Source organism: Hyphomicrobium sp. (assembly GCF_003987855.1).
In the GTDB taxonomy this organism is placed as follows: domain Bacteria; phylum Pseudomonadota; class Alphaproteobacteria; order Rhizobiales; family Hyphomicrobiaceae; genus Hyphomicrobium_B.
In genome coordinates this window covers 3,567-15,381 of record NZ_RXIZ01000022.1, presented here as the reverse complement: position 1 = coordinate 15,381, position 11,815 = coordinate 3,567, and the positions used below count along the sequence as shown (strand labels likewise).

General features: G+C 62.3%; 11 protein-coding genes. 7 read left to right on the top strand and 4 right to left on the bottom strand.

Translation table 11 applies throughout. The annotated features are described in order from the left end of the window. Positions 1-148: 148 nt before the first annotated feature. The gene (locus tag EKK30_RS17420) at positions 149-814 is read left to right on the top strand and encodes an outer membrane protein (protein WP_290986930.1); all 666 of its coding nucleotides are present in this window, start codon (positions 149-151) and stop codon (positions 812-814) included. Between the two features lie 16 nt (positions 815-830). Here the strand turns inward: EKK30_RS17420 and EKK30_RS17415 are convergent, their stop codons facing one another. Continuing rightward, positions 831-1,736, bottom strand: a complete 906-nt coding sequence (locus tag EKK30_RS17415) for a polyprenyl synthetase family protein (RefSeq protein ID WP_290986928.1) — start codon at positions 1,734-1,736, stop codon at positions 831-833. Between the two features lie 61 nt (positions 1,737-1,797). Between EKK30_RS17415 and mtgA the strand changes: the two genes are divergently transcribed. The 4 genes from mtgA (at position 1,798) to EKK30_RS17395 (ending at position 6,019) form a co-directional block, all read left to right on the top strand. Continuing rightward, complete coding sequence (mtgA, locus tag EKK30_RS17410; protein WP_290986925.1) at positions 1,798-3,072, top strand: monofunctional biosynthetic peptidoglycan transglycosylase; 1,275 nt, start codon at positions 1,798-1,800, stop codon at positions 3,070-3,072. A gap of 178 nt (positions 3,073-3,250) precedes the next feature. After that, positions 3,251-3,436, top strand: a complete 186-nt coding sequence (gene rpmF / locus EKK30_RS17405) for a 50S ribosomal protein L32 (protein WP_290986923.1) — start codon at positions 3,251-3,253, stop codon at positions 3,434-3,436. A 210-nt stretch (positions 3,437-3,646) separates the two neighbouring features. Further along, on the top strand, positions 3,647-4,051 hold the full coding sequence (locus EKK30_RS17400) for a hypothetical protein (protein ID WP_290986921.1): 405 nt from the start codon (positions 3,647-3,649) through the stop codon (positions 4,049-4,051). A 189-nt stretch (positions 4,052-4,240) separates the two neighbouring features. Beyond that, on the top strand, positions 4,241-6,019 hold the full coding sequence (locus EKK30_RS17395) for a bifunctional diguanylate cyclase/phosphodiesterase (RefSeq protein WP_290986919.1): 1,779 nt from the start codon (positions 4,241-4,243) through the stop codon (positions 6,017-6,019). 22 nt (positions 6,020-6,041) lie between these two features. Here the strand turns inward: EKK30_RS17395 and phaR are convergent, their stop codons facing one another. Beyond that, positions 6,042-6,683: a polyhydroxyalkanoate synthesis repressor PhaR gene (phaR, locus tag EKK30_RS17390; RefSeq protein ID WP_290986917.1), complete on the bottom strand. Its 642-nt coding sequence runs from the start codon at positions 6,681-6,683 to the stop codon at positions 6,042-6,044. A gap of 278 nt (positions 6,684-6,961) precedes the next feature. On the opposite strand from phaR, the gene EKK30_RS17385 reads away from it, so the two are divergent. Then, positions 6,962-8,152, top strand: coding sequence for an acetyl-CoA C-acetyltransferase (locus EKK30_RS17385; protein WP_290986914.1), 1,191 nt, complete (start codon positions 6,962-6,964; stop codon positions 8,150-8,152). 95 nt (positions 8,153-8,247) lie between these two features. Beyond that, entirely contained in the window at positions 8,248-8,976 is a 729-nt protein-coding gene (gene phbB / locus EKK30_RS17380; protein WP_290986912.1) for an acetoacetyl-CoA reductase, read from the top strand. Positions 8,977-9,066: 90 nt separating this feature from the next. Here the strand turns inward: phbB and EKK30_RS17375 are convergent, their stop codons facing one another. Next, positions 9,067-11,112: an NYN domain-containing protein gene (locus tag EKK30_RS17375; RefSeq protein ID WP_290986910.1), complete on the bottom strand. Its 2,046-nt coding sequence runs from the start codon at positions 11,110-11,112 to the stop codon at positions 9,067-9,069. Positions 11,113-11,320: 208 nt separating this feature from the next. Beyond that, positions 11,321-11,770, bottom strand: a complete 450-nt coding sequence (locus tag EKK30_RS17370) for a cupin domain-containing protein (RefSeq protein WP_290986908.1) — start codon at positions 11,768-11,770, stop codon at positions 11,321-11,323. Positions 11,771-11,815: the final 45 nt, after the last annotated feature.

Sequence of the window (11,815 nt, the reverse complement as noted above, 5' to 3'; positions counted from 1 at the left end):
ATTTCAGAAACCACTCAGCCACGTTCGGCTGTCATGCATACCAGCGTATCGGTTTGCGCATCGAAATTGTCCAACTGGAACCCCAATTGGGTTGTTGGCGTTAGGGCGTACGATTGGGCCGCTGGCCTAGAGTTACGGGGTTCACAAAATGACATCTCAATTCACGAAGTCCCTTCTGGGCGGAGCTGTGCTCGCGTTGACTGCAAGCGGGAGCGCTTGGGCCGCGGATCTCGGTCCGTATCAGCCGTATTCGCCGCCGCCGTCAGCGGAAGTCGTGTACGGGACGCCTTCGATTTGGCAGGGCGCCTACATCGGTATCAACGGCGGCTATGGCTGGTCCAACTCGACCTTCACCGAGCCAGAGGGCGGCTTCGGCGGCGGTCAGCTCGGCTACAACTGGCAGCGTGATCGCTTCGTCTTCGGTTTGGAAGGCGACATCCAGGCTGCAGACATCAGCGGCCGCGCTTACAATCCCTTCGATGATGCGACGGCGCATTCGAACGTCAACTGGTTCTCGACCGTTCGCGGCCGTCTCGGCTTCACCGCCGGATCGCTCCTCATTTACGGCACCGGCGGTCTCGCGGTGGCCGACTTCGACAACAAGGTTGATGTCGGCGGGCTGACCTTCCGCGACAACGATACCAAGGTCGGCTACGCAGCTGGCGGCGGCGTCGAATGGGCGTTCGCACCGAACTGGAGCATGAAGGCCGAATACCTGTATCTGGGCTTCGGCGATGAGAAGCTGTCCAGCGGCTATCGCATCAACGACGACTTCCAGACCGTCCGCGTCGGTCTGAACTACAAATTTTGGTAAGCCTCTTCGCCTCTCGCTAGCTGTCGCGACGGCCCATGAGCTTCGCGGCATCGGCGAGAGGTTCGGCCTTATCACCGAACACGTTGAGGGCTGCGATAGCCGCCGCGATCGAATGGTCGAGGTGGCTACGCGCCTCTTTGATGCCAAGCATCCCGATCAGCGTTGCTTTGCCTGCGGCCGCGTCCTTTCCGGTCGCCTTGCCGGTCTCGGCGCTTGACCCTTCAGCATCCAACAAATCGTCGCTGATCTGGAACGCCGCGCCGAGGTGCTCGCCGTATGTCCGGAGCGCTGCCCGTTCATCCGGCGTGCCGCCGCCAACGATGGCGCCCATCTCGCACGCGGCCCGGATGAGCGCGCCTGTCTTCATGGCCTGCAGCCGCATGATGCTCGCGATCGTCGGCGCCGGCTGACCGGCAAGCTTGCCAGCTTCAAGATCGAGCTGCTGGCCGCCGACCATGCCGACGGCACCCGACGCGACCGCCAGCACATGAACCAGATCCGCCCGCACGCGCGCGTCGCTGTTGGTGTCCGGGGCTCCCACCAGTTCGAATGCGAAGGCCTGTAGCGCGTCGCCGACGAGGATTGCCGTCCACTCGTCGTAGGCCTTCCATACGGTCGGCCGTCCGCGCCGCAGCTCATCATTGTCCATCGACGGCAGATCGTCATGGACAAGAGAATAGCAATGGATGCATTCGATCGCCGCTGCTGCCGGCAGGGCAGCTTCCGGCGAGGCGCCGAACAAGGCGGCGCTATGCAACACGAGGAACGGCCGGAAACGCTTCCCGCCGCCCAGAACGGCGTGGCGTATCGCTTCGGCCAGACGGGGCGGCGTTCCTTCGCTCTCCTGCTTGGCCAGAACGGTGGTCAAATAGGCTTCGACGACTGTTGCCGCGTTGCCAAGCTGGACAAGAAACTGTGACACTGCCTTATGCTCTCCCCCGAGGGTGACTAACCGCCGCTCAACATGGCCATGGTTTGGCGGTATGGCCGACGCGGTATCACAACGCCAGCAACTGAAGCAAAGCATGGATCGGCCGGAAGAGACATCTGGGTTATCTGCCGCGCCGCCAGCACCCCAATCGGTCGAGAGTACGGCTCTCGGGCGGGCCCCCCTGCTTTGGGGCTTCGATCACCCGCCGCCGCGACCCCTGCCCGCCCGCGCCTTCGTTCAGCAGTCAGATGGCGCGAGCACAGACGATCGGCCTAGTTCTCCAGACCTATCGCCGCCCGCGCCGCTTGGAGCGCCTGCCGCCGAGGTTTCCAATCCCGACGACGTGTTCGCCGCGATCGATGCGGAAGCATCGTCCCGTTCAAAATCTTCCGATGCCGAACCGCCCCGCGCCCCAACCGAAATCAGGCCGGCCGGCCCCGTCGATATCCGCGAACTTGTCCTGCCGGTGCCGACCGCTGCGGCACCCCGCGACCTCGGGCATACCATTCCGCAACGCATGTTCGAGCCGCGCTTCGAAACGGCATCTCAGCCCGACTTCGACGGCATGCAGATTGAACGCGCGCTGAGGCCGGATGCCTCACCCGCTCAGCCGCCGCCACTGCCGTCGCGCAATTGGGGATCAATTGCCAAGCGCGTCCTAAAGCTTGCTGTCTGGCTCGTGATCGCGTGGCTCGCTGTCGTGCTGGCGTTGATCGTCGCCTATCGCTTCGTCAATCCGCCCGCCTCGATGCTGATGCTGCAGAACTGGATCACGGGCGAGGGTATGACGCAGACGTGGGTGCCGATTGAAGAGATATCGCCCAACGTCGTCCGTGCCGTACTCGTCAGTGAGGACGGCCGCTTCTGCCAGCACGCTGGCATCGATCTCGACGCCATTGAAGAGGCCATCGAGAATACCGATGGGCGCACGCGCGGCGGCAGCACGATCTCCATGCAGGTCGTCAAGAACCTCTTTCTCTGGCCATCCAAGAGCTATGTGCGCAAAGCCATCGAGCTGCCGCTCACATACTTTATGGAACTCGTCTGGCCAAAACGACGGATCATGGAGGTCTACCTCAACATCGCCGAGTGGGGGCCGGGGATCTTCGGCGTCGGCGCGGCCGCCGAATACCATTTCGCCAAATCCGCCCGCGAGCTCTCGTCGCGCGAGGCCGCCCGCCTGGCCGTTTCGCTGCCTAACCCGTTGGTCCGCAACGCTGGCAGGCCCGGTCCGGGGCTTCAGCGGCTTGCCAATGCAATTCAGGTCCGGATGCGCCTCGCACCGAGCAGCCAGTTTGCTTGTGTGCTTTCGAAAAGCCCGTATTGAGCCTCGCCCGGGGGGACTGGCTTTTCTCGTCCAACTTGCGTATAAGCCCGGCCCGAGGTACCGAGCGCCGACATTGGCCGCCGGTTCATCCAGCAATTAAGACGTTCGGCATTCCCGCCGCATGTTCGGCGGCCCGCCCGTATTGGTCGGGATGGATGTCACATTTGGAGCAAGACTGATGGCAGTTCCGCGCAAAAAAACCTCCCCAATGAAGCGGGGACAGCGCCGGTCTCACGACGCACTCACGGCTCGCGCCTACGTCGAGGACAAGGAAAGCGGCGAGCGTCGCCGTCCCCACCACATCGACCTGAAGTCGGGCAAGTATCGCGGCCGTCAGATCCTGCCGCCGACCGTCGAAGAGTAAGCCTGCTCTAAGTAGAGTTTCTTGGCATTTCGAACGCCGGAACGGTCTGTTCCGGCGGCCGTTGCCATGTGCCAGCCATCCTCGCTTGGCAAATAGGGTGGAGCGTGCCAAAACCCGGTCCGCGCCTCCGTGATTAACCACAGTGCCGCAAAGATCAGGTCTAGCGGACTGCGCGATCGACGGGGGTGATCGAAATGTCAGGAGAGCTTCATGTCCATTAGAGCCCTGCCGCTCTTGGTTTTTGCCTTCCTTCTCTACAATGCGGTCGTGCTGACGATGGGGCTCGACGCTCTGCAGAAGGAGATTTTCAAGCTGCATCTCCTGAGCGGCGGTGATTGGATTTTCACCTGGGGCGATTTCATTCTTCTCGTTACCCTCATCCTGCTCTTCGTTGAGATCGTGAAATCGACCTTCACGACCACGTCGACCTTGATCGATCACGCCTTATCGATGGTTGTCTTCATGGCCATCGGCGCGGAGTTCCTGATTGTCCCGCAGGCGGCCTCGTCGATCTTCTTCCTCATCATGGTTGCGAGCCTCATCGACGTCATCGGCGGTTACACGATCGGCATTCGCGTCGCCCGTCGCGATCTCAACATCGGCGCCGATCAGTAAGCACGGCGCAATCCGCTCTCGGAAAATTGGCGTGGCGGGGCTTGGCCCCGCCTGCAACGTCGCGCGTGGCCGCGCGAGGGACAATTGTTTAAGTCTTGTTAAGCTTAGCGAACTAGTTTCGCGGCAGGCGTCGGCACATTGTGCGCTTCAATGAGTTTTGCGCAGTAGTCGATCCAGCTCGAGGACAACGTGGTTTCCACGCCGATTGCTGACGACGTGACCGCTGTGCCCGTCCCTAAAAACCGGTTGCGGCCCCCGTCAGCGCAGAAAAGCGCGTCTGATCGTTTGAACGAGACCGAGAACCTCGATCTCGTGGGCATCCTTTCGTCCGTCGATGCGACGGCATACGTCTGGGATCTTCGATCCGGCCGGATCGACTGGGAGACAAACGCCCCGACCATTCTCGGCGTCAGAGATATCGACGAGATCGCGACGGGCTCTGCCTATCACGCCCGCATCGCCCCGGAACATCTGAACGCGCGCCTGCAAGCGTTTTCGTGCAGCATTGGCGCCGATCGCGAGCACGGCGTTCCCTATCGCATTCAATACCGCTTGCGCACCGGTGACGAGCGCGGCGGTGGCGAGGTACGCGTCGAGGATCAGGGGCGCTGGTGGCAGGGTGCAGATGGCCATCCGGCGCGCGCCCGTGGCGTCATCCGCATTCTCGACGAGCGTTATCTTGAGCAGCAGCAACGTCTGCTCGGCACCGATCTCGACGAACTCACCGGCCAGCTGAACCGCATCCGTTTGACCGATGCGCTGGGCACCGTGCTCGCCCGTGCCGACCGCGAATACAGCGCCAACGCGTTTCTCATGATCTCGGTCAATAACCTTGCCGTCATCAATGAAACGTTCGGGATCGAGATCGGCGACAAAGTAATCGCTGAGGTCGGCCGCCGCCTCCGCGGCAAACTCCGTACCGGTGACATCATCGGGCGATACTCCTCCAACAAGTTTGGATTGATCCTGGTTGGATGCGGAAAGGGCGCGCTTCGCGCCGCCGCCGAGCGATTTATCAAGGCAGTGACCGAAGAAACCATCGCCACGCCGGCAGCACAGCTGGCGGCGACGATCTCCCTTGGCGGCGTCATCGTCCCCGACCAGGCAAAATCGGTCCAGGAGACCATCAACTGCGCCCTGCGTGCCCTGGATGTCGCGAAGTCGAAGCGCTTCGATTGCTTCGTCGCCTATGAAGCCTCGCCGATCGCCGACATGGCCCGCCTGCGCAATAAATCGATCGCCGAGAGCGTGATCGCGGCGCTCGACGACAATCGCATGCGCCTCGTTCTTCAGCCCATGGTTTCCACGAAGACGGACCAAGCCGAAATTTACGAAGCCCTTCTGCGCATGGAGAGGCCGGACGGCAGCCTGGCGTCAGCCGGCGAATTCGTCCCTATCGTCGAGCAGCTCGGCCTTTCGCGCCTGATCGATCGCCGAACGCTCGAACTCACCGTTGAACTTTTAAAGCGGCACCGCGAGCTCGTGCTGTCGGTCAACGTCTCTGCGCTGACGTGCTCGGACCGCGAGTGGCTGACGACGTTGCAGCGCCTGACGAAAGACCGGCCCGACGTTCTGAAACGCATGATCGTCGAGATCACGGAGACCGTCGCGCTCGAAGAACTCGATCAATCCGCGAATTTCGTCGACACCCTCAATGAGCTGGGTTGCCGCGTCGCCATCGACGATTTCGGCGCGGGCTACACGTCCTTCAAGAATCTGAAGCGGCTCAACGTCGACATGGTCAAGATCGATGGAGCCTTCATCAAAAATCTTGCGGACGATACCAGTGACCAGATCTTCGTGAAGACGATGATCGAGCTCGCCAACCAGTTCGGAATGGAGACGGTCGCCGAATGGGTGGGCGATGAGCGCACCGCCCAATTCCTGCGGAACGCCGGCATTACCTACATGCAGGGATTCTACTTCGGTCGCCCGTTCGACAGCGCCGATTACTCGAACGCTGCCTGAACCGATCTGCGGCTTGGCGAGGTCAGGTCCGCGACTGCGACAGCTTCTCGATCTTCTGCTGCATCGCCGACAGTTGCGACTTCAGTTCGTTGAGTTCGTTTCGGTCGCCGGACGATGTGTCGGAAGACGCCGCGGGAGATCCCGCGGGCTGACCTTCGCCGGGCTTGTTGCCCGATGCTCCGAACGACGCCCACATTGAAATGGCTTGTTCGAACATCGCCATGTTCTGCCGGGCCTGCTGCTGGTAGAAATCGAAGGCTGCGGCTGGGTTGGAAAAAGCCGAAGCGAACTGCTCGCGGAACCGCGATTGTTCTTTCACAAGATGCTCAAGGCTGAACTGCAGGTAGCTCGGGACCATCCGCGCGATGCTGTCGTCGTAGAAGCGAATGAGCTGGCGAAGGAACGGAATAGGAAGCAGGGCCTGGCCGCCTTCGCGGCTTTCCTGTTCGACGATAATCTGGGTCAGAACCGCATGCGTGAGGTCGTCGCCGTTCTTGGCGTCGTAAACCACGAAATCGCGGTCGCCGCGGACCATCTTGGCGAGATCTTCGAGGGTAACGTAGGTGCTCGTCTCGGTGTTATAGAGCCGCCTATTGGCGTACTTCTTGATAACGACCGCTTCTTTTTTGGGCGCCTGCGTTTGTGGATCTGGATTGGTCAACATCGCGTTCGCGTTCTCTTATCGACGGCTATCAGACGGGTTGCTGCACTGCGGCAGCGTACCACACCCTCGGGGTCCCCCGCCAGACGTTTCTGTCACTCTTTTGGGCGGGGCTAACCCAGTGCAATCGGGCAGTCTAGCCAAGAGGTCGCAATTGCTGAAAATAGCCCCGGACTGCAAAGTGTTTGGGTCATCCGATTGACGCCGCAAAAACTGGCGTTTCGGCAAGCCATCCGATAAATCTTCTCAAAAAAGATTTCCATGCCCAGGGAGGGGCCCCAATGAGTGACGACGCTTCGACAATTGTCATCGCCAGTGCCGCGCGCACGCCGGTAGGTTCGTTCAATGGGGCGCTTGGCTCGCTGCCGGCATCAAAGCTCGGCGAAATCGCTATTAAGGCCGCGCTTCAGCGTGCCAATGTGCCGGCGGGCGACGTGTCGGAGGTCATCCTCGGCCAGGTCCTGACCGCTGCCCAGGGACAAGGCCCCGCGCGCCAAGCTTCCGTCGGCGCCGGCATTCCGGTCGATTCACCCGCCTGGAGCATCAATCAGATTTGCGGCTCGGGCCTCCGCGCCGTCGCCATCGGCATGCAGCAGATCCAGACGGGCGCCGCATCCATCGTGGTTGCCGGCGGTCAGGAAAGCATGAGCCAGTCGACGCACGCTGCACACATGCGCGACGGCACGAAAATGGGCGACATCAAGTTCACCGACACCATGGTGAAGGATGGCCTGTGGGATGCCTTCAACAATTACCACATGGGCACGACCGCCGAGAACGTCGCCCGTCAATGGCAGATCACACGCGAAGAGCAGGATAAGTTTGCCGTCGCGTCCCAGAACAAGGCTGAAGCCGCGCGCAAGGCCGGCAAGTTCAAGGACGAGATCGTGCCCGTCACGATCAAGGGCAAGAAGGGCGATACCGTCGTCGAGCAGGACGAGTACATCAAGGATGGCGTGACCTACGACGGCATCGCCAAGCTTCGTCCCGCCTTCGATCCCAAGGAAGGCACCGTCACGGCCGCCAATGCCTCGGGCATCAACGACGGCGCCGCTGTCGTCGTGCTGATGACCGCCGCTGAAGCCAAGAAGCGCGGGATCAAGCCTCTCGCCCGTATCGTCTCGTGGGCGACGACAGGCGTTGATCCTTCGATCATGGGAACCGGCCCGATTTCCGCTTCGAAAAAGGCGCTGGAGAAGGCCGGCTGGTCCGTCAACGACCTCGATCTGATCGAGGCGAACGAAGCCTTTGCCGCGCAGGCGATTGCCGTCAACAAGGGCCTTGGCTGGAACACCGACAAGGTCAACGTCAACGGCGGCGCCATCGCGATCGGCCATCCGATCGGCGCTTCCGGCGCGCGCATCCTCAACACGCTCGTCTATGAGATGCAGCGCCGCGACGCGAAAAAGGGCCTTGCCACGCTGTGCATCGGCGGCGGGATGGGCGTCGCCATGTGCGTCGCCCGCGACTGAGCTTGATCAAATCACCGCGCAGCCGCCCGTGTTAGAGCGGCTGCGTTCTTCACCCCACCCAGAGACCCAAACAAAAAATCCAGGGAGAGACTGCTATGGCACGGGTTGCCCTCGTCACGGGAGGCACGCGCGGTATCGGCCACGCGATTTCGATCGCTCTCAAGAGCAACGGTTATCGCGTAGCCGCGAGCTATGCCGGCAACGATGCAGCCGCGCAGGCATTCCAGATCGAGACGGGCATTCCCGTCTATAAGTTCGACGTGGGCAGCTACGAAGCGACAGAGAAAGCCGTCGCACAGATCGCCAAGGACGTTGGCCCCATCGATGTTCTCGTTAACAACGCCGGCATCACGCGCGACGTCATGTTTCACAAGATGACGAAGCAGCAGTGGGATGAAGTGATCGGCACCAATTTGAACGGCCTCTTCAACGTCACGCGCCAGGTCTGGGAAGGCATGCGCGCGCGCAAGTTCGGCCGTGTCATCAACATCTCGTCGATCAACGGCCAGAAGGGCCAGATGGGCCAGGTGAACTATTCGGCCTCGAAAGCCGGCGATATCGGCTTCACGAAGGCCCTGGCGCAGGAAGGCGCACGCGCCGGCATCACCGTCAACGTCATCTGCCCAGGCTACATCGCGACCGAGATGGTCAAGGCCGTGCCGCAGGACGTGCTCGAGAAGAACATCCTTCCGCAGATTCCGGTCGGCCGTCTCGGCGAGCCGAACGAGATCGCGCGCTGCGTGGTCTTCTTGGCTTCCGATGATGCGGGCTTCATCACCGGCTCAACGCTGACGGCGAACGGCGGGCAGTACCTCGCCGGCTGATCTGCAAAAATCTACTCATTCGAATGTGAAAAAGGCTCTGCCGGATCACCGGCAGAGCCTTTTGATTTTCCGATGGGCCTCGGATCGTGATTAGCCGCGGAACCGCGACCGCACGATGCGCGGGAACTCGTCTTCGCCCTCGCTCTGCTGCTGGCCGTAGGCGTTCGCGCCGCGCGGATCCATGCTGCGAGGGTCGGCAGGGCTTTGACGCGTCTCCTCCGCGCCCCACCAGCGGTCGCTGGCCTGTGCCGGCACGCCAGGCTGAGGCGCAGTCTGCGTCGGCGCCGAGGGGCGGCCCGCGTAGGCTTGTGGCTGCTGTCTCAGCGACTGCTGAGGAGGCTGCTGCTGCGCCTGTTGCGGCGCGGAAAACCAGGCTTCAACCAGATCGAGCTCATCGGCCGAGAGGCTGAGCCCCTGGCTGCGGCAGCGCGCAACGACGAAGTTGCGGAAGCGGCTGGCGAACAAGCCCGCCGATGTGCCGTGCTCGAACCACGGATCGCTTTCGCTCACGACATCGTAGATGAAGCGCAGATCATCGCGCTTCACGTCGAGCCCGAACTCGCGAGCTCGCTGCGTGATGTTGACGAGGGTCTGCGCACCTTGCAGGCCGTTCGTCGTGATTTCCTGGGACATGACATCGAACAGCACGCGATATTCCGCGGGCGCCAGCGCCGGAGCCTGGCAGGCCTCGTGGATGCGCGCGATCGACTGCTGGATTTGCGTCGCGTGATCGGCGTTCCTCTGCGTCGGCGCGACGGGCGGTGGCGGAGCGGGCTGCGCCGGCGCGCGAGGCAGTTCGCGACGCGGCTCGGACGGATAAGCTGCGGCATGCGTCTGCGGCATCGAAGGCTGGCGCCGAGGCATCAACGCCCCCGATTGCGGCGCCGAGGCTGCTGGCCCGAGCGGCATGCTCTGCGATGGCATCGGAGCCGGCTGCAGCGGCGCGCTATGCACCGGAGGCGCAGGGGGTGCTGAAGTCCGGTCGACATACCGCGCCTGGGGAATTGCCGATTGCTGGTAGGGGATTTGCGCCGCGGCGGGAGCGACAGGCGCCTGCGGTGCGACGGGCCGGGCGGGGGGCATGCTGACCTGCGGCTGCAGCCGTGGCTCAGCGCGAACGGGTTCCGGGGCATAGGCGCGCTGGGCAGGCTGCGCCTCGATCCGAGCCGGCTCAGGCGCGTATTCCCGCCGCGGGGCGGGTGCTTCTGCTGCCGGCGGGGCGAGCTGCGGCGCGATGAGGCCCGTCGCCGAGATATGCCGGGTCGCGTCGAACACCGTGTAGGGAGCCGTATCGCTCAGGTGGATGTCGTCGGGAAGATCGGCGAGCAGCAGGTCGCGAAATGATCCGTACCCACCCCAGTTCGTCCCGATGGTCTTGTCGCGGCCGATGACGCGCACGGCCCGATCCGCAAGCGTTTCGAGCGGCACCGCCTGCGGCGCGTTGCGAACATTGTCGACGACTTCAGCCAGTATGGCCTTGCGCGCGGCTTCAACGTCGATCGTCGGCTGAGGCGCTGCAATTTCGCGCGGGCTCTCGCCCGAAATCGCGCGATTGGTCGTCAGCAGCGTTAGCAGGCTCGACTCGCGGATCTCGCCATCGCTGATCGCGGTATAGGGCTGCGCCGTATGGTCGTTCGCGAACACGACGGTGCGCCGCGCATGTGCCCGCAGACGATGCAGCAAAGGGGTGAAGTCGGCGTCGCCCGACAGAATGATGAACTCGTCGAAATGCGTGTCGTGATTGAGGATGTCACGGATGTCCATGACGATGCGGATATCCGCGGAATTCTTGAGTTGCGCGGTGAGCGGCGGGCAATCGATCACTTCGAAGCCGGAGCGCAGGAAGTGGTGACGCACGAACGGGAAGGAGTTCATGTCGGTAGAGTTGTCGTGCGTGTTCCGCCTTGGAACTGGGTTGCCATAGCAGCGGTTCATCACGATGCGACGCTCGCCGGGGAGGGAAAACGCATTCGTGGCCGTGATGAGTTCACCCGAGGCAATGCCTTGCAGCCATACGCCGCTGTCTTTGGCGAAGCGCTTTGCAGCATCTTCATTCTTGCGCTTCAGCGACAGGTAGATGTTGTCGTAATCGACGAACACCGTAGTAAGGACGGGTCCTAAGGACTCGCGTTTCATGGACTGCAACCCCCGTGAATCGGAACTTTGATTCGCAATCACTTTTGACGAGTCGAAGGCCGCCAGCAAGGAGCGCCAGAGGGCTCTTACGGGATAGGGACAATTAACCGGTGGATGGAGCCCGCCCGCGCCACGTGAGCAACAAAATCGGCTGGGGACGGCGTGTGGATGAGCGTTGAATCGCTTTGTGCTGTTGCGGGCTCGCCCCTCAATCGACGGACGGCCGCGACACCGGCGAGAAATCCGGCGCCGTTAGCGTGAAGCCTTCGAATGTGAACGCCGGCGCGACGGTGCAGCCGACGAGTGTCCATTTGCCGAGGCTTTTCGCCTGCTGCCAATGCCCGGCTGGAACGATCGCCTGGGGCCGCTCGCCGTTCGCAAGATCCTTGCCGAGACGGACCTGCGTGATAGGGCCCCCCGACGGCGACATTTCGAGCAGAAGTGGAGCGCCTGCGTAATGGTGCCAGCCCTCGGCGGCATCGACGGCGTGCCAGTTTGAATGCTCACCCGCCTTCAAGAGAAAATAGATCGCAGTCGAAGCCGCGCGCTGCCCCCGGTCCGCTTTGTCGCGAAAAGTTTCGCGATAATGTCCGCCCTCAGGATGGGGCAGCAGTTCCAGCATCGCGATCACATCGTCGCCCGAGAGATCGTCGCTCATGGTCTCTCCAAAGGCAGCGAGTTAGGATTTGTTCTTCAATTGCCT